This window comes from Caulobacter henricii (assembly GCF_001414055.1).
GTDB lineage: Bacteria > Pseudomonadota > Alphaproteobacteria > Caulobacterales > Caulobacteraceae > Caulobacter > Caulobacter henricii.
Window position 1 is genome coordinate 3,178,736 of sequence record NZ_CP013002.1, and the last position, 18,216, is coordinate 3,196,951.

General features: G+C 67.8%; 14 protein-coding genes and 1 tRNA gene. 6 read left to right on the plus strand and 9 right to left on the minus strand.

Going from position 1 to position 18,216, the window contains the following annotated elements; genetic code table 11:
- Positions 1-2: 2 nt before the first annotated feature.
- The gene (locus AQ619_RS14860; RefSeq protein WP_062149311.1) at positions 3-743 is read right to left on the minus strand and encodes an SDR family NAD(P)-dependent oxidoreductase; all 741 of its coding nucleotides are present in this window, start codon (positions 741-743) and stop codon (positions 3-5) included.
- Between the two features lie 95 nt (positions 744-838).
- Here AQ619_RS14860 and AQ619_RS14865 point away from each other — a divergent pair, with 95 nt between their 5' ends.
- Positions 839-1,297 (plus strand): winged helix-turn-helix transcriptional regulator, encoded by a 459-nt coding sequence (locus tag AQ619_RS14865; protein WP_062149314.1) that lies wholly within the window; start codon positions 839-841, stop codon positions 1,295-1,297.
- On the opposite strand, the gene AQ619_RS14870 is transcribed toward AQ619_RS14865, so the two are convergent.
- From AQ619_RS14870 to AQ619_RS14890, 5 genes are all read right to left on the minus strand, one after another.
- Positions 1,294-1,971: a hypothetical protein gene (locus tag AQ619_RS14870; RefSeq protein ID WP_062149317.1), complete on the minus strand. Its 678-nt coding sequence runs from the start codon at positions 1,969-1,971 to the stop codon at positions 1,294-1,296. The two genes, AQ619_RS14865 and AQ619_RS14870, sit on opposite strands and share 4 nt — an antisense overlap.
- A gap of 198 nt (positions 1,972-2,169) precedes the next feature.
- Positions 2,170-2,727, minus strand: a complete 558-nt coding sequence (gene nusG / locus AQ619_RS14875; RefSeq protein WP_062149320.1) for a transcription termination/antitermination protein NusG — start codon at positions 2,725-2,727, stop codon at positions 2,170-2,172.
- A 9-nt stretch (positions 2,728-2,736) separates the two neighbouring features.
- The gene (gene secE / locus AQ619_RS14880) at positions 2,737-3,048 is read right to left on the minus strand and encodes a preprotein translocase subunit SecE (protein ID WP_062149323.1); all 312 of its coding nucleotides are present in this window, start codon (positions 3,046-3,048) and stop codon (positions 2,737-2,739) included.
- Positions 3,049-3,113: 65 nt separating this feature from the next.
- A tRNA-Trp gene (locus AQ619_RS14885) sits at positions 3,114-3,189 on the minus strand.
- Between the two features lie 434 nt (positions 3,190-3,623).
- Positions 3,624-4,133, minus strand: a complete 510-nt coding sequence (locus AQ619_RS14890; protein ID WP_378109256.1) for a hypothetical protein — start codon at positions 4,131-4,133, stop codon at positions 3,624-3,626.
- A 159-nt stretch (positions 4,134-4,292) separates the two neighbouring features.
- Between AQ619_RS14890 and AQ619_RS14895 the strand changes: the two genes are divergently transcribed.
- The 4 genes from AQ619_RS14895 (at position 4,293) to AQ619_RS14910 (ending at position 9,102) form a co-directional block, all read left to right on the plus strand.
- Positions 4,293-5,120 carry a ferredoxin--NADP reductase gene (locus tag AQ619_RS14895; protein ID WP_062149326.1) on the plus strand — a complete coding sequence of 276 codons (828 nt, stop codon included), beginning with the start codon at positions 4,293-4,295 and terminating at the stop codon, positions 5,118-5,120.
- 3 nt (positions 5,121-5,123) lie between these two features.
- Complete coding sequence (locus tag AQ619_RS14900) at positions 5,124-6,341, plus strand: molybdopterin molybdotransferase MoeA (RefSeq protein WP_062149329.1); 1,218 nt, start codon at positions 5,124-5,126, stop codon at positions 6,339-6,341.
- 98 nt (positions 6,342-6,439) lie between these two features.
- The gene (locus tag AQ619_RS14905; protein ID WP_062149332.1) at positions 6,440-8,317 is read left to right on the plus strand and encodes a nucleoside-diphosphate sugar epimerase/dehydratase; all 1,878 of its coding nucleotides are present in this window, start codon (positions 6,440-6,442) and stop codon (positions 8,315-8,317) included.
- A gap of 158 nt (positions 8,318-8,475) precedes the next feature.
- Positions 8,476-9,102, plus strand: a complete 627-nt coding sequence (locus AQ619_RS14910; RefSeq protein ID WP_062149335.1) for a glutathione S-transferase family protein — start codon at positions 8,476-8,478, stop codon at positions 9,100-9,102.
- Between the two features lie 66 nt (positions 9,103-9,168).
- On the opposite strand, the gene AQ619_RS14915 is transcribed toward AQ619_RS14910, so the two are convergent.
- The 3 genes from AQ619_RS14915 to AQ619_RS14925 all read right to left on the minus strand — a co-directional run bounded on the left by AQ619_RS14915 (position 9,169) and on the right by AQ619_RS14925 (position 14,878).
- The gene (locus AQ619_RS14915; protein ID WP_062149338.1) at positions 9,169-12,507 is read right to left on the minus strand and encodes an error-prone DNA polymerase; all 3,339 of its coding nucleotides are present in this window, start codon (positions 12,505-12,507) and stop codon (positions 9,169-9,171) included.
- 123 nt (positions 12,508-12,630) lie between these two features.
- Positions 12,631-14,181 carry a Y-family DNA polymerase gene (locus tag AQ619_RS14920; RefSeq protein ID WP_084746072.1) on the minus strand — a complete coding sequence of 517 codons (1,551 nt, stop codon included), beginning with the start codon at positions 14,179-14,181 and terminating at the stop codon, positions 12,631-12,633.
- Positions 14,099-14,878 (minus strand): ImuA family protein, encoded by a 780-nt coding sequence (locus AQ619_RS14925; protein ID WP_062149341.1) that lies wholly within the window; start codon positions 14,876-14,878, stop codon positions 14,099-14,101. Before AQ619_RS14925 ends, AQ619_RS14920 begins: the two co-directional genes overlap by 83 nt.
- A 111-nt stretch (positions 14,879-14,989) precedes the next feature.
- Between AQ619_RS14925 and AQ619_RS14930 the strand changes: the two genes are divergently transcribed.
- Positions 14,990-18,205 (plus strand): acetyl-CoA carboxylase family protein, encoded by a 3,216-nt coding sequence (locus AQ619_RS14930; protein ID WP_062149344.1) that lies wholly within the window; start codon positions 14,990-14,992, stop codon positions 18,203-18,205.
- The last annotated feature ends 11 nt before the right edge of the window (positions 18,206-18,216 follow it).

Consider the following 18,216-nt stretch of genomic DNA (forward strand, 5'->3'; position numbering starts at 1 on the left):
CCTCACCAGGTTTCAGAATGGGGGCGCAGGTCGATCTCGTGGGTCCAGGCCGAGCGCGGCTGGTTGTGCAGCCAGACATAGTTGGCCGCGATCTCGTCCGGCTTGAGAATCTCGTCGCGGTCCAGCAGGCCCTGCACATCGTCGCGCATCTGGCGCGTGAACACCCCGTCGATGGCCCCGTCGACCACCACATGGGCCACATGCACGCCCTGCGGGCCCATCTCGCGCGCCAGGCTCTGGGCCAGGGCCCGCAGGCCGGCCTTGGCCGAGGCGAAGGCAGAAAAGCCGTCCTTGCCGCGCAGGCTGGCGCTGGCCCCGGTGAACAGGATCGTGCCGCGACCGCGCGGGACCATGACCCGGGCTGCCTCGCGCCCGGTCAGGAAGCCGGCGAAACAGGCCATCTCCCAGACCTTGGAGAATACCTGGGCCGTGGTCTCGACGATGCCGAAACGGACATTGGCCCCGATGTTGAAGACCACCACCTCGAGCGGGCCGACCTCGGCTTCGATCTTGTCGAACAGGGCGACCATCTCGGCCTCCTGACGGGCGTCGACGCCATAGGCACGAGCCCGGCAACCATCGGCGCGAATCTGCTCGGCGAGGGCCTCCAGCTGATCGAGATGGCGCGGGCGGCGGGTCATGCAGACCTCGTAGCCCTCGGCGGCGAAGGCCCGAGCGATGGCACTGCCGACACCGTCACCGACACCCACCACAAGGCACGCGCCCTTCTGGGTCCTCGCCATCGCCATCTCCCTGAATTCATCTCGGATCAGGTTCGTATTGAATCTGTACTGAGTCAAATGCAGAATGCCGACGCACGCAACAGGACTGCAATGCCATGAAGTGGGATGATCTCGCCGCCCAGCCCTGCTCGGTCTCGCGATCCCTGGCCGTGATCGGCGATCGGTGGACCCTGATGATCCTGCGCGACTGTTTCCTGGGCGTGCGGCGGTTCGAGGTTTTCCAGGCGCGCCTGGGTATTTCGCGCAGCATCGTCACCGATCGCCTGCGGATGCTGGTCGACGAAGGCGTGCTGCGCCGCGAGGCCTATCAGACCAATCCGCCCCGCCACGAATACCGGCTGACCGCCAAGGGGATGGACCTGCATCCGGTGATCATGGCCGTCGCCCATTTTGGCGATGCCTACTATGCCGGCGCAGAGGGTCCGCCCCTGCTACGTCGGCACAAGACCTGCGGCTGCGACTTCCACCCGGTGCAGGTCTGTTCGGCCTGCGGCGATGTTGTGAAGGCCAGGGACGTAGAGACCCGGGAGTCTCCTGCCCGGGGCGCAGGCTAGGGCGCCGGGGCGACCGCAGGCTTGGGCGCGGCCTCGGGCCGCCTGAAGGCCGTGGCGTCCGGGCTCTGCACGATAGCAACCTGGTGGAGAACGAAAGCGCCGCCGGTCTTGTCTTCAATGTCCAGGCGGATCTGGTTGATGGTCGAGGTGCGCCAGTCATCACCGCCCAGAACCAGTTGGCCCATGTTGTAGACCATGGTGGTGGTCTCATTGACTGCGGGATTGCCACCGATCACCGGCTTGCCGAAATACTGGCCGCTCTCGGCATGGTCCGTTGTCGAGTAATAGAGCGCGCCGTTCCAGGCCTGTCCTGGGGCTGTGCGGGTCAACCGCACCAGGACGAGCTGATACTTGGCACCATCGATCCCGAGGCCCTTGGGAGACCGAAGGGTCGGATCGGCAATGGTGATGGAAAGGCCATCTGCCGAAGGCGCAATCTTGCTGGTGACAGCGGCGAAACCGTCGGTGGAATCGCGGAAGGTCCACAGCTTGACGGTCCGAAGGGGCGCGCCGTTCATCTCAAAGGCAGCGGCGCTGGCATTCCAGGCAATCGGGCCGGCGCGTTCAACCTTGGCCGCATGACTGGCGGCCGCCTGCTTATCCGACTTGTCGCAAGCTGAAAGCGTTGTGGAGGCCAGCAGGATCAGGGCGACTGCAGGAATCACGTTTCGCAAGGGCTCTCTCCAGAACATCCGCAGCTTCAGGTTCGATCACAAACCTTCGATGACCGCGCTTAGACTAGGACGATGAAAACGTAAATCGGCTAACGCCCAGAACCGGTGCTCAGCACACCCCGGATCCATTCAAACAAAAGCCCCGCGCCAACAAATGCGCAGGGCTTTCGATTGGTCAGATCGACACCGGGATCGAAATCAGCTGATCTTTTCAACCTGATTGTATTCCAGCTCGACCGGCGTGGCGCGGCCGAAGATCGAGACGGTGACGCGAAGGCGCGAGCGCTCTTCGTCGACCTGCTCGACCGAACCGTTGAAGCTGGCGAACGGACCGTCGGTGACGCGCACGTTCTCGCCGATCTCGAACAGTACGACCGTCTTCGGACGCTCGACGCCCTCTTCGATCGCGCCGACGATGCGCTGAACTTCCTTTTCCGAGACAGGCTGCGGCTTGGACGCGCTGCCCAGGAAGCCGGTGACCTTCGGGGTGTTCTTGATCAGGTGATAGGCTTCGTCCGAGAGGTTCATCTTCACCAGCACATAGCCGGGGAAGAACTTGCGCTCGGCATTGACCTTGCGGCCGCGACGGATCTCGACGACGTCCTCGGTCGGAACCAGGATTTCAGAGAAGCTGTCCTCAAGCCCTTGGCTGCGGGCCTGCTCGCGGATGCTCTCGGCCACCTTCTTCTCAAAGTTCGAGTAGGCGTGGACGATGTACCACTTGTGGTTCGGGTTGGACGCGGTTTCGGTGCTCATCGACTTTTCTTATCCCGCGGCGAACGACAGGAGCGCCTTGGCTCCCAGGCCCAGCAGTCCATCGACCGCCGAGAAAAACAGAGCCGCCAGCACCACCATCATGAAAACCATCACCGAGGTGATCCAGGTCTCCTTGCGGGTGGTCCAGGTGATCTTGCGGGCCTCAGCACGCACTTCGCGGAAGAATTGCACGGGATTCGTGCCCTTCTTCTTGGGCGTTGCCGCTGCGGCGGGAGCCCCACCGGCGGGCGCGAGCGCTGCCGCCGTACGGGCGGCGCGGCTCTTGATCGCGGACGGGCTGGAACCCGGTTTCCTGGCCATGCTCTTGAGGCTCACGACTTTCCAAAGCGACAGACCGGGGACCCGGACCTATCGAAGACATAAAATGGCAGGAGTGGGGGGACTCGAACCCACGACTTTCGGTTTTGGAGACCGACGCTCTACCAGCTGAGCTACACTCCTGCAGACCCTGACCCTTTCGGATCGCGGTCTCTGAACAAATGGCGGCGAGGCGGAGACCTTCAAGGGCCTTCGTCACGCTGGTCCAATCGCCAGAGCCGCGCCATTTAGCAGGGTCATCTCCGCCGGGCAAGCGGCCTGGACGGTCTCTGCGGCGTTCTGGGCCAGGAAGTCCGCAGGACAGAGCGTCGCCAGCAGCGTCGGTGGATCGGCAGCAAGACCCTGTGCCTCCCGCGCGCTCGATGCCAGAACCGCCAAGCACCGGCGAAAGCGACGCCCATAGACGCACCGGCTAGGGCACCTTCAGTCGCCCCCCCCCGCAACAGGACTGCGCAGAGGGGTTCTCTGGGTCAGCACCCCCAAAGCGGGGCCTGGATCCAGGACTTCAGGCCAGAACCAAACCGTCGGGCGGTCGCTTGCGCGCCGCCCGCACAGGTCTATTCCGCCTTTTTCTCGTGCCGTTCGATCGACGCCGAGGTGGAAGGCGCTGCGCACTGAATGCCCAGATAGGACCACTTCACGTCGGTCAGTTGACGACCGCATTCGGTGTTTTTGCCCAGGTCCTTACCTTGCAATGACACCGCGACCCCCTTGCTCGGATCCGGTGCCGGGCTGGCGGAGCTGATGTCATAGTATCCGCCTGCACGACCGCGAACCACAAGGCACGAGGTGGTTTCGACCGGGCGCACGCAGCCCGTCGCCGTCACCGATTTTGCTTCCAATACAACTTGTTGAGCCAGCGCGACTTTCGTCTTCGCGCCGCCATCACCACAACCGGCCAAACCAAACGCTAACAGACTGGCCGCCGCGGCGGCCCTCACGAACCTTACCCGCATACGTTCCTCCGTATCGTTGGCTCCGCGAACGAAGCAGATGGAAGTCTGCGCCCCGTTTGTTGGGTCGGCAATCACATTTTTGACGCATTTAGAAAAAGCGTCGCCGCGCATTTTGACGATTTTGCGAAAGATTTTCCCGTAGGATCGAGCCCGCTGCCGAGTTGACTTCTCCGCCCCGGTCCTGAAATGAAACCTGCGTCGCCTCAGGGCCGTGGCGGCGCTCTCGTTTGACCTCTTCGCGCGCAAGCGCCCAGGACCGAAACATTGACGATGACGGCCGCCCCAGCCCCCGCTGCCCCGACCAAGGAATCCGCCCAGTTCGTCGAGACGGTCTTGTGGGTCAAGCACTGGACAGATCGCCTGTTCAGCTTCGCGATCACACGCCCGGCCAGCTTCCGGTTCCGGTCCGGCGAGTTTGTGATGATCGGCCTGCCTCCCCGCGAAGAGCTGGGCGAGAAGAAGCCCATCCTGCGCGCCTATTCGATCGCCTCGCCCAGCTTCGCCGAAGAACTGGAGTTCTTTTCGATCAAGGTTCCCGATGGTCCCCTGACCTCGCGCTTGCAGCAGATCCAGCCCGGCGACCAGATCCTGCTGGGCAAGAAGCCCACGGGCACTCTGGTTCTGGACGCCGTGCGCCCGGGCAAGCGCTTGTTCCTGTTCGGCACTGGCACAGGCCTGGCGCCCTGGCTGTCGGTGGCGCGCGACCCCGACGCCTATAGCCGCTTCGAGAAGGTCATTGTCGCCCACGGCGTGCGCGAGGTGAAGGAACTGGCCTATAGAGACCTCTTCACCTCGGAGATCTTCGACGATCCGCTGGTGGGCGATGAGGCCCGCGCGCAGCTGGTCTATTACCCCACCGTGACCCGCGAGCCGTTCGAGCGTCAGGGCCGCTTCACCGATCTGATCGAGAGTGGCCGGTTGTTCCGTGACCTGGGTCTCGATACCGACCGCTTCGATCCCGAGCATGATCGCGCCATGCTGTGTGGCTCAATGGCCATGATCAAGGATACCGCCGCCCTCCTCGAAGCCCATGGCCTGAAGGAAGGCTCCAATGCCGAGCCGGGTGATTTTGTGATCGAGCGGGCCTTCGTCGGCTAGGGCATGGCGCAGGTGCCACTCAAAAACCTGGCGGTCGAGGAGGCCCGATCCCGCATCCTGGCAGGGATATCCCGGCTGGGCGCAGAAACGGTCGCCCTGGAGGGGGCCCTCGGACGGGTCCTGGCCGCCCCGGTCACGGCTGATCGCGATCAGCCGCCCTTTGCCGCCTCGGCCATGGATGGGTGGGCCATCCGCCGCGCCGACCTGACGCCGGGGGCTCATTTTCGGGTGGCCGGTGAAAGCGCGGCCGGCAAGGCTTATGGCGGCATCGTCGCTGCGGGCGACGCGGTCCGGATCTTTACCGGTGCGCCGGTTCCGGCAGGTGCCGATCTGGTCATCATCCAGGAAGAGGCCCACCGCGACGGCGACACCGTGCGTTTCGACAGCGAAGACGACGCCAAGGCTCATATTCGCCCCGTCGGCGGTGATTTCCGCGCCGGCGACGGCCTGTTGGACTCGGGCAGCCGGCTCGATCCCTGGCGGCTGTCCCTGGCGGCGGCGGCCGGGCGCGCCAAGCTGGAAGTCGTCCGGCGACCCCAAATCGCCATTCTGGCCACCGGTGACGAACTGGTTCAGCCTGGCGGCGATCCGGGCCCCGACCAGATCTTCGAGTCCGGCTCCATCGCCCTGGCCGCATTGGTCGAAACCTGGGGCGGATCGGCGCAGAGGCTGATGCCCACAGCTGACAGTGCCCAAGCCATCGCCGCCGCGGTGATGGATATTGAGGCCGACCTCATCGTCACCATCGGCGGGGCCTCGGTCGGCGATCACGATCTGGTCAAGCCCGCCCTGTCGCAGTTGGGGCTGTCTCTGGCGGTGGAATCTGTCGCTGTTCGCCCCGGCAAGCCGACCTGGTTTGGAACCCTTGCCGACGGACGTCGGGTCCTGGGGCTTCCCGGCAATCCGGCCTCGGCGCTGGTTTGTGCGGAGCTTTTCCTGCGGCCATTGATCTCAGCCCTGACCGGACGTGATCCGGCCACCACCCTGATCGGTGCCCATCTCGATCAGGCCCTGCCGGCCAATGGCCCGCGTGAGCACTGGATGCGGGCGAACCTCGCTATCGACCCTCGCGGGCGAGCAATCGTGACCGTATTCCCCGATCAGGATTCCTCGCTGGTCAGCGTGTTCGCCAGGGCTGATGCTCTCATCCGACGACCTGTGCATGCCGCCGCCGCATCGGCGGGAGATCTCGTCGACGTCCTTCCCCTTGCGCGGGCCTGACATTTGCCTGAGGCGATGGGGAGGACGGCGGCGAGTAGGCGTGCTAAGCCCGGACGACTCCGGGTCTCGGCCGGGCGTTTGATGTAGAGGTTTCGTCTATGGGCCGTGCCGGAAAGATCGCAGCGCATACGCTGCTAGCCTTCCTGGCCTTTCTGGCTGGCCGCGTTCTGGCCGGCGTCACCAACATCGACATGCACGTGCTGCCACAGGCCGGCCTGTTTGCGGTTTCGGCCCTGCTGGTCGAACTGGTGCTTCGCGTCGAGCGCGTTCCGTGGCGCTTCGTGGCGGCCAGCGACATCCTGCGTCTCGCGCGCTCCGCCTTTATCAGCTGCCTGGTCTTCGCCGCCCTGCTATGGCTGACCACGCACCGGTTCGAGGGTCTTCGCGCCCTGATCGGGGCCTTTGTGATCCAGGTGTTTCTGCTGGCCAGTCTGCGGGTCGTGCGGCGCGGCCTGCATGAACGCGTCTTGTTCGAGGCCGTTCTGGGCCTGCGGCCAGCTGCGGCCCACCCCGCCCAGCCCCGTCTGCTGATCGTTGGGGCTGCGGCCGAGGCCGAAGAATTCCTGCGCGCGCCCACGGGCCTTGGCGAGCGCTATACGCCGGTGGGCGTGGTTTCGCCCATGGACAAGGAAACCGGCGACGAACTGCGCGGCGTCTGCGTTCTGGGGTCGATCGCGGCCTTTGACGATGTGCTGGCCCAGCTCCGCGAGGGCGGCCTGGCCCCGGCGGCAATCCTTTTCCTGGCCGACAGCCCGATGAACGCCTTCGGGGCCGAGCGTCTGGGCCGTCTCAAGAGCGAGGGCATGCGCCTGCTGCGCCGGCATGGCGTGGTCGAGATGGGCCATACCGCCACCGCCCTGCGCGAAATCAGCCTTGAGGAATTGCTCAGCCGCCCGCCCGTTTGTCTGGATCCGGAGCCGGTCCGGGCTCTGGTTTCGGGACGCCGCGTCCTCGTCACCGGGGCTGGCGGCAGCATCGGTTCGGAACTGTGTCGCCAGATCGCCGCCAGCGGCTGCGCCCAGCTGATCATGCTGGATGTTTCCGAGGCCAATCTCTTCCACATCGATCGCGAACTGGGCGAGGCCTGGCCGACCCTGGCACGCCGCGAAATTCTCTGCGACGTCCGGGACTCCGCCAGGCTGGACCGCGTTTTCGCCGCTGAACGTCCCGAGATCGTGTTCCATGCTGCGGCGCTCAAGCACGTCACCATGGTCGAGAACCATCCCTGCGAAGGCGCGCGGACCAATGTCCTGGGCACCCGCAACGTCGCCATGGCCGCCAAGGCCTTTGGTGCCGCGCACATGGCCCTGATCTCGACCGACAAGGCCGTGGCCCCGACCAGCGTGATGGGCGCGACCAAGCGCATCGCCGAGACCCTGGCCCGTCAGTATGGCTCCAGCCATGAGACGCGGGTCAGCATCGTCCGGTTCGGCAATGTGCTGGGCTCGGCAGGCTCTGTGGTGCCGCTGTTCCAGCACCAGATTGCGCGCGGCGGGCCCATTACCCTGACCGATGCCCAGGTCGAGCGCTTCTTCATGACCATCCCCGAGGCGGTGCAACTGGTCCTCCGGGCCGTCGCCCTCTCGACCATCTCGCTTGAACCGCCTGCCGGTGTCCTGACCCTGGAGATGGGTGAGCCGGTCAAGATCATCGATCTGGCGCGCCGCATGATCGAACTGCAGGGCCTGGTGCCCGACCGCGACATCGAGATCCGCATTACCGGCCTTCGCCCCGGTGAAAAGCTGACCGAGGTACTGGTCGACGTCAATGAGGCCGCCAAGCCCAAGGCACCGGGCGTCATCGAGGCCGCGCCCATGACGCCGCCCCCGATGATCGATGCCGAAGTGCTGGCGACGCTGGAAGCCTCCGCCATGGCCGGCGACGAGTTTAGCGTTCGCACCCAGTTGTTCGCCCTGGTGGAAAGCATTCGCTGCAACGAGCCGGTCACCCAACCCAAGGCACGCACCCGGGCTTGAGCCGTGCGACCCGTGACGGCCAGCGCGCCGCTGTCGGACATACCCATGCTCGGCCTGGCTCAGGAAGCTGAGCGCGCTGAGGCGTGGGCTTTACCTGGGCTTGGAGCGTCAGGGTCCTCTAAAGTTGCTTCCCAGTCACATCCGTTAGGGGCCGGCGCATGATCACCGTTTGGGGCGGACAGACCTCGCGATCGGTCCGGGTCGTCTGGGTGCTGGAGGAAATGGGCCTTCCTTACCGCGTACGGCAGGTGGACATGCTGGCCGCCGAGCGGGATCGCGAGTTCCTGGCTGTGAATCCCGCCGACTACATCCCGGCGATCCAGGACGGCGATGTTGTCATGGTCGAGTCGATCGCGATCATGGAATACCTGATGGCCCGCTACGGGCCGACGCCGCTGGCACCCTCGCCCCACGATCCGACCTTCCCCGCCTACCAGCAGTTTCTGCACCTGGGTGAAGCCGGCCTCGCAACCCTCATGATGCCCGTCATCGTCAGCCGCTTCATCGCGCCCGAGTCCGAGCGGGCGAACTGGGGCGCGTCCTGGTGCCTGGAATCGTTCCAGAAGCGGCTGAAGCTGGTCAGCCAAAGGCTTGCCCGCTCACCCTATCTTGCCGGTGAGGCTTTCACCGCCGCCGACATCTCGGTGACCTACGCCCTGAACCTGGGCCAGCGGACCTGCGGCCTCAGCCTCGGCGACGCCGAACAGGCCTACCTCGCCAGGACCACCGGCCGCGACGCCTACAAGCGCGCCATGGAGCGCTCGCATGAGGGCGTGAACACATAAACGCCGTCTCCGCTTTGAGGCGAGGCAGAGTCGGTCGTTTGAAGACCCGCCTTGAGAAGGACCTGCCTAGTGAAAGTCCCGACTGCGCTGCAGCCGTCCTGACGTCCTGGACCGCACACGCGGTGCCGGTGTGGCGGGGTCTTCCTTCAGGCGGCCCAGCTCGGCCGACAGGTCGGTGAAGCGCTCGGCGACCACGTGGATCACGCCTTCGGCCGACTGTACCTTGCCATGGACGACCAGCAGGGAGGCGGTCATCACCGTCGCGCGGTCGGCCTCGAAGCGGTCCTTCCAGACCACGGCATTGGCGACGCCGGTCTCGTCCTCCAGGGTGATGAACACCACGCCCTTGGCAGTGCCGGGCCTTTGCCGGATCAGCACGATCCCCGCGACCGAAACCCGCCGGCCATCCCGGACCTGAGGCAGACGGTCGGCGGGAATCACGCCCATCGCGTCCAGCCTCGACCGGTAGAAGGCGCAGGGGTGGGCCTTCAGCGACAGGCTGGTGGTGCGATAGTCCTCGGCCACCGCCTGGGGCAGGGCCATGACCGGCAGGTTCACCGCCGCCTCGAACAGCGGCAGGCCCGCCAGCAGCGGCGTCTGGACCGGAGCCCTGTTTTCACCCTCCAGTCCCTTGACCGCCCAGAGGGCCTCGCGCCGGCTCAGGCCTGCCCCAGCAAAGGCATCGGCCTCGGCCAGGAGTTCCAGCGCCCGTTGCGGGACACCGGCCTGGGCGAAGTCCGCCGGCGCCTGCGCGCCCTCATCCCGGGCCATGATCAGGCGCTGGACCTCGGCCTCCCGCAGGCCCTTGATCTGGCGCAGGCCCAGACGGACGGCCTTCCACAGCGGGCGGGTATCGGGATTGAAGAGTTTGTTTGCAGAAACCCTGTCATCCCGGACGAGGGCGGAGCGCGAAGATCCGGGACCGCCGGAAGCGCGGCGCCCAGGATCGGTTCCGGATCTTCCCCCGGCTCCAGGCCGGGGTTCGTCCGGGATGACAAGTCTGATGGCCTCCAGGGTACAGTCCCAGTCACTGCTCAGCACGTCGGGCGGTCGCACCTCGACCCCGTGCTCGCGGGCGTCGCGCACCAGCTGGGCCGGCTGATAGAAGCCCATGGGCTGGGAATTGATCAGCACCGCGCAGAACACGTCGGGCCAGGCCCATTTCAGCCAGGCCGAGACATAGACCAGCTTGGCGAAACTGGCCGCGTGGCTCTCGGGGAAGCCATAGTGGCCGAAACCCTCGATCTGCTTGAAGCAGCGCTCGGCGAAGTCGCGCTGATAGCCGCGCCCCACCATGCCCTCGACAAACTTGGCGCGGTATTCGGCCGGCGTGCCGAGGTTCTTGAAGGTGGCCATGGCCTTGCGCAGGCCGTCGGCCTCGTCGGGCGTGAACTTCGCCGCCTCGATGGCGAGACTCATCGCCTGTTCCTGGAACAGCGGCACGCCGAAGGTCTTGCCGAGGATTCCCCTCAGCTCGTCGGCGGGGCCGTGCTCGGGCGACGGGGCAGGCCATTCCACCGGGTCCTGGCCGTTTCGCCGCCGCAGATAGGGATGGACCATGTCGCCCTGGATCGGGCCGGGCCGGACGATCGCCACCTCGATCACCAGATCATAGAACTCGGCGGGCTTCAGCCGGGGCAGCATCGACATCTGGGCGCGGCTCTCGACCTGGAACACCCCGACCGAGTCGGCCTTGGTCAGCATGTCGTAGACGCCCTTAACCTCGACCGGGATGTCGGCCAGATCGTGGATGTCGAGGCCATGCTCGGCCCGCAGCATGCCCAGGCCGCGCTGGATGGCGGTCAGCATGCCCAGGGCCAGAATATCGACCTTCATCAGGCCGAGACTGTCGATGTCATCCTTGTCCCACTCGATGAAGGTTCTGTCCTTCATGGCGGCATTGCCGATCGGCACGGTCTCGTCCAGGCGTCGCTTGGTCAGAACAAAGCCGCCGACATGCTGCGACAGGTGGCGGGGAAAGCCGAGCAGTTCGGAGGCCAGGCTGACCGCGCGGGCGATCTCCGGTGCCTCGGGGTCCAGACCCGCCTTGCGGATATGCGCCTCCGGCAGGCCGGAGCCCCAACTGCCCCAGACCGTGCCGGCCAGCAGGCTGGTGACGTCCTCGGTCAGGCCCAGGGCCTTGCCGACATCGCGAATAGCGCTGCGCGGCCGGTAATGGATCACCGTGCCGCAGATGGCGGCATAGTCGCGGCCATAGCGGCGATAGACATACTGCATCACCTCCTCGCGCCGCTCGTGCTCGAAGTCGACGTCGATATCGGGCGGCTCGCCCCGATTTTCGGAGATGAAGCGGGTGAACAGCAGGCGGTGTTCGGTCGGGTCGATCGCGGTCACGCCCAGGCAGAAACAGACCGAGGAATTGGCCGCCGAACCCCGCCCCTGACACAGGATGCCCATCTTGCGGGCCTCCTGCACGATGTCGTGCACGGTCAGGAAATAGTTGGGATAGTTCATCTTGCCGATCAGACGCAGCTCTTCGGCCAGCTGGTCAGCGACCTTGGGGGGGACACCCTTGGGATAGCGCCAGGCCGCGCCGGCCCAGGTCAGGTCGGTCAGGTGCTGCAGGGCGGTCTTGCCCGGCGGCACCGGCTCGTCGGGATATTCCTCCTTCAGCTGGCCCAGGTCGAAGCCGATGCGCTCGACGATCTCCAGGGTGCGTTCGACGGCGCGCGGCCAGCGTTCGAACAGGCGGACCATCTCCTGCGGCGCCTTCAGGTGGCGCTCGGCATTGGCCTGCAACCGGAAACCCGCCTCCTGGATCGTGCAGTGCTCGCGCACACAGGTCATGACGTCCTGCAGGGGCCGCCGTTCGGGGCCGTGATAGAGCACATCATTGGTGGCGACCATCGGTGCTCCGGACTCGCGGGCCAGCGTCTCCAGCCGCGCCAGGCGCTGCAGGTCGCGGGCGGCATAGGCCCGGCTGGCGGCCAGCCAGACCCGACCGCGCAGCTCACCGGCCATGCGGGTCAGGTCGCGCGTGAAGGACTCATCCAGCCTGGCCGGGGGCACGATCAGGGCCAGCTGCCCCTCGGCATGCTGCAGGAAGTCCTCCCAGTGCAGCTCGCACTCGCCCTTGCCGGCCCGGCGCTGGCCGACGGTGAGCAGGCGGGTCAGGCGGGCGAAGGCCTCGCGATCGGACGGATAGCAGAGCAGGCTGGGCGTGCCGTCGGCGAAGTCGAGCCGGCAGCCGGTCAGGGCCCGGACCTGCAGCGCCTTGGCGGCCGTCCAGGCCCGGACCACGCCCGACAGGGTATTGCGGTCGACGATACCGACGGCCGCCAGACCCAGGCCCTGGGCCGTCGGCATCAGTTCGCGGGCGTGCGAGGCCCCGCGCAGGAACGAGAAATTGCTGGTGACCTGCAGCTCGGCATAGGCGGGGGTCATGGGGTCGCCCTAGCCCCCTCCGGGCCTGACGGCCCTCCTCCCCCGGAGGGGGAAGATGAAATCATCCGCCCCCTCCGGGGGCGGACGACCGCGCAAGCGGTCCGGTGGGGGCAAGTGCTCTGGCTACCCAAACAGGCCATGCAACCACCACTTCGGCTCGTCGCCCGTCCCGAACAGGCCCTGGCGAAAGATCCAGAACCGGCCGCCGGCTTCGTCCTCGACCCGGTAATAGTCGCGGATCCTGCCCGGTCCGGTGTCGTCGAAATCGCCGCGCCACCATTCCTGGCCGATGCGTTCGGGGCCCTCGGCGCGGCGCACGCGGTGCGAGCGGCCCCGCCACTGGAACTGGACCGGCGGATCGTCGGGTAACTTGGCCATTGCCGTGATCGGCTCAGGCCGCTTGAACAGCCGCACCGGCCGGGGGCGCTCGGGGTCCCAGGTCTGGCCGGAAGGCGCGGCCAGCGGCGCGCGGCGGATCACCGAGCGTTCGGGCACATGGCTTTCGTACGGATCCGCCCGCCAGACGCGATCCTCGCCCAGCCGGTTGATCAGCCGGTCGACCAGGGGGGCGAGGGTCTCGTCCAGCCCGGCTCCGGCCTCGGCATCGAGCCGGGCCTGAACGGCGCTCAGGGGCTCGACGTCGGCGGCAAAGACCGTGACCACCTCGATGCCGAAGCCGGGATCAATCACGTCCAGCTTGGGGATCATCAGCCGGGTCAGGCGCGCGGCGTCGCGACCCGGCCGCGCCAGCCCCGCCCGCACCGCCATGCCCTTGCCGTCCAGCCGGTGAAAAACCACCTCGAACCGCCGCGCGCCCTGGCCTTCGGCCTCCAGACGCTTGCAAATCAGGGCCGTGACGTCGCCGACCACCCGGGCCAGATCGTCGGGCGCGCTGATCGGCTCGGCAAAGGCCAGGCGGTCGAACCAGGGACTGGCCGGCCGGCGATAGACCAGGGCCTCGCCCGCCGCCCCCAGGGCCTGGTCCAGGCGCAGGGTCAGGTTCAGGCCGAACCGCTTGGCCAGCTGGGCCCGGGGCAGGCCCAGGATCTGCTCGATCCGGAACAGGCCCAGACGCGGCAGCTGGGCGGTGGCGGTCGCGTCGAGGCGCAGGGCCGCCACCGGCAGATCGGCCAGCCGGTCGCGCTGACCGGCCGGCGGCGCGATCTCGCCGGCCTCGCCGAAGCGGGGCCCAAATCGCGCCAGGGCCCAGGCCGCGCCGGGCGTGTCGGCGATCGCCGCCCGGGCCGGCACGCCCCAGCGGGCCAGTCGTGCCAGCAGGTCGGCCATCATCGCCGCCTCGCCGCCCCACAGGTGGTCGGTCCCGGTGATGTCGAGGAACAGGCCGTCCGTACCGTCGAGGGCCACGGCTGGCGAGAACCGCACGCACCAGTCGCTCAGGGCCTCCAGGGCCGCGCGGTCGGCCTCGGGATCGTGGTCGGCGGTGACAAGGTCGGGGGCCAGGGCCATGGCGTCGGCAGCCTTCTGGCCAGGGCGCAGGCCCAGGGCCTCAGCCGTTTCGTCGATGGCGGCGAGGCGGCGGGTGCCGGAGTCCGAGATCAGCAGGGCAAAGGGGCGCGCTGTGGCGATACCCTCAACCGGCCCTGCGCCAGGATTCCGCCGTCGCCAGGTCGTGATCGGCCAGTTGGGACACCAGACGGAAAGGATGCGGGCCATGCTCGGCCTCCGAAGACTCCAGGATCCAGGCTCCGGGACGACCGCCCCGGCAGCGTTCCAGCTCGACACGCCAGCGCGGCGGGCCCAGGCTCGGCGTATCCGGCGGCGGCTGGCTGGGCGCGCTGCCGATGCGCCAGCGACTGAAGGAGGACGACCCAGACACCGTCCGCGCCCGCCCTGCGGGACCGCCATAGGGCCGCCGGTGCAGCAGGACGCCGAAACTGCCGCGCTTCTCGCTGGCCAGTTGCAGGCGGCGACCGATCTTCAACTCCGGTGCCGCCGCCTCGCCGACCGCGGCGGCCACCCCGAGGGTCGAGAGGGCGTCCTCCAGCACCGACAGCACCTCGGCATCGTCGCGGGCCCGGACCTGGATCAGCCGGTCGGTGGGAAGGCCAAGCCCCGCCAGGCCCGGGGTGAAAAGATCCGTGCGCCGCATCACCCAGACCACCGCCCCGCTCTTCAGCAACGGCCGGGTCAACAGGGCGGCGAAGGCGGCAGGGGCCGCCGAGGTCTCGTCCTCCAGCCCCGCGCCCATCACCTCGTGCCAGCAGCCCGACGGCAGTCCGCCCGCCGGAAAGCAGCTGTCGATGCGGGGATCGCCCAGAGCCAGGACCGGACTCGGAGTCCGAGTGCCTGCTTCCAGAGCAGCGATCCGGCCCTTCAATGCCGCCAGGCGCGCCTCGCGCGGTACGGCCATCACCCCATTCCTTTGTTCCCTTTATGTTCTGATCTTATGGGCTTGGAGAGTCAAGCGGGCCCGGCCATGCTGCGTCAAACGGCCGTATGAAGCCCTCCAGGAAACGTCTCCATGTCCTTCCAGCGCGTGCTGATCGCCAATCGCGGCGAGATCGCCCTCCGCATCGCCCGCGCCGCCGCCGAGCTGGGGATCGAAAGTGTCGCGGTTCATGCCGGCGATGACGCCGCAAGCCCGCACGTCGCCGCCGCCGACCAGGCTGTCGCCCTGCCCGGCACCGGGGCCCGGGCCTATCTCAACATCGAGGCCATCGTCGCTGCGGCCAGGGGCGCGGGCTGCGACGCCCTGCATCCCGGCTATGGCTTCCTGTCCGAAAACGCCGGACTGGCCCGCGCCTGCGCGGCGGCGGGGATCACCTTCATCGGCCCGGCCCCCGACCAGCTCGAGACCTTCGGCGACAAGGCCGCCGCCCGCGCCCTGGCCCAGAAGCTGGGCGTGCCCCTGATCCCCGGAACCGGCACCCTGGACCTGCCCGCCGCCGAGGCCTTCCTGACCCAGCACGGGGCGATCATGCTGAAGGCGCGGGCCGGCGGCGGCGGACGCGGCATGCGGCTGGTGCTGGATCCCGGCGAGCTGGACGCCGCCTTCGCCGCCTGCGCCCGCGAGGCCATGGCCGCGTTCGGCGATGACGGCCTCTATGCCGAGAAGCTGATCGAGCGCGCCCGCCATATCGAGGTGCAGATCGTCGGTGACGGAACCCGCGTGCTGGCGGTGGGCGACCGCGACTGCTCCCTGCAACGCCGCAACCAGAAGCTGGTCGAGATCGCCCCGGCCCCGAACCTGCCCGCCGCCACCCGGACGGCCATGGCCAGGGCGGCCGAGACCCTGTGCGCCGGCTATCGCGGCCTGGCGACCGTCGAGTTTCTGCTCGACACCGCCACCGGCGACTTCGCCTTCATCGAGACCAATCCCCGCCTGCAGGTCGAGCACACCGTCACCGAGGAGGTCACGGGCCTGGACCTCGTTCGCCTGCAGTTCGACCTGGCGGCGGGGCGGACCCTGGTCGAACTCGACCTGACCACGCCGCCCCTCGCCGTGGGCATCGCGATCCAGGCGCGGATCAATGCCGAGACCCTGGGTGCCGACGGACAGGTCAAGCCCTCGTCCGGAACCCTCACAGCCTATGCCCCTCCGGGCGGTCCGGGGGTGCGGGTGGACGGTGCCGGCGCAGTCGGCCTGGTGGTCGGGGCGGCCTATGACAGCCTGCTGGCCAAGGTCATCGCCCGGGGCCGGACCCTGGCCGAAACCGCTGCCCGTCTGGACCGGGCCCTCAGCGAGTTCACGATCACCGGCCTCGCCACCACCGCGCCCCTGATCCGGGCGATCCTGCAAACCCCGGACTGGAAGGACGGAGCGGCAACCACCCGGTTCATCGACGACCACGCCGCCGAGCTGGTCGCCGGACTTCCCCTCCCGTCAGAGAGCGCCGAAGCCCATTTCGAGACCCTGGACGGCGCGACCAGCGTCGCTGCGCCCCTGGCGGCCACAGTCGGCGCGATCAACGTGGCCGAGGGCGACCTCGTCCGCCCAGGTCAGGCCCTCGCCGTGCTGGAGGCCATGAAGATGGAGCATCTGGTCATCGCCACGTCCGGCGGCCGGGTTCTGAAGATCGCCGCTGCCCCTGGCCAGACCGTGGCCGAGGGCCAGCCACTGGTCTTCCTGGAGCCGGTCGAGATGGCGGCCGCAGAGGCGCAGGACGCCGCCATCGAGGATCTCGATGCGATCCGTCCGGACCTGGCTGAGGTCATAGCCCGCCACCGCTTCACCCTCGACGAGGCCCGTCCCGAAGCCGTCGCCCGCCGTCGCAAGACCGGCCACCGCACGGCGCGGGAGAACATTGACGACCTCGTCGATCCCGGCAGCTTCCTCGAATACGGAGCCCTGGCCATTGCCGCCCAGAAGCGCCGGCGCACGACCGAGGACCTGATCGCCAATACCCCCGCCGACGGGCTGATCACCGGCATCGGCACGGTCAATGGCGGGCTCTTTGCCCCGGACCGGGCGCGGACCGCCGCCCTGGCCTATGACTTCACCGTGCTGGCGGGCACGCAAGGCGCGATGAACCACCGCAAGACCGACCGGCTGATGTCGGTGATCGCCGACCAGAAACTGCCGGTCGTCTGGTTCGCCGAAGGCGGCGGCGGACGTCCCGGCGACACCGACACCACGGCCGTGGCCGGGCTCGATGTGCCGACCTTCAGGAGTTTCGCCCAGTTGTCGGGCCTGGTGCCCAAGATCGCCATCGTCGCCGGCCGCTGCTTTGCCGGCAATGCCGCCATCGCGGGGCTGTCGGAGATCATCATCGCCACCCGCGACTCCAATCTGGGCATGGGCGGTCCGGCCATGATCGAAGGCGGGGGTCTGGGCGTGTTCAAGCCCGAACAGATCGGCCCCTCGGCCCATCAGTGGAAGAATGGCGTCATCGATATCCTGGCCGATGACGAGGCCCAGGCCACCCGCCTGGCCAAACAGGCCCTGTCCTATTTCCAGGGCACGCTGAGCACCTGGACCGCACCCGACCAGCGCCGGCTCCGCAACGCCATCCCGGAGAACCGCCTGCGGGTCTATGACGTGCGCGCCCTGATCGCCGGCCTTGTCGACGAGGCCTCGTTCCTCGAACTGCGCGGCGGCTTTGCGGCCGGCATGGTCACCGGCCTGATCCGCATCGAGGGCCGGCCCATGGGCCTGATCGCCAATGATCCGCGCCATCTGGGCGGGGCGATTGACTGCGACGGGGCCGAGAAGGCCGCGCGGTTCCTGCAGCTGTGCGACGCCTTCGCCCTGCCGGTCTTAAGCCTCTGCGACACGCCCGGCTTCATGGTCGGTCCCGACAGCGAGGACGCCGCTGCCGTACGCCGGGTCAGCCGCCAGTTCATCGCCGGAGCCAAGCTGCGCTCGCCCCTGTTCACCGTGGTCACCCGCAAGGGCTATGGCCTCGGGGCCCAGGCCATGGCCGGGGGCAGCTTCCACAGCCCCGCCTTCATCGCCGCCTGGCCCACGGGCGAGTTTGGCGGCATGGGCCTCGAGGGCGCCGTCAAGCTCGGCTACCGCAAGGAGCTGGAGGCGTTGAGCGACCCTGCCGAGCAGAAGGCCCTCTATGACCAGCTGGTCGCGCGGCTCTATGCGGCCGGCAAGGCGACCAGCATGGCCGCAGCCCTGGAAATCGACGCGGTCATCGACCCGGCCGATACCCGGCGCTGGATCCTGGGCGGGCTTGACGCTTCGGCGGGGGTGACGCGGCCGTGGGCGGTGCGGGTAGACAGTTTCTAGAAAGGCCACGG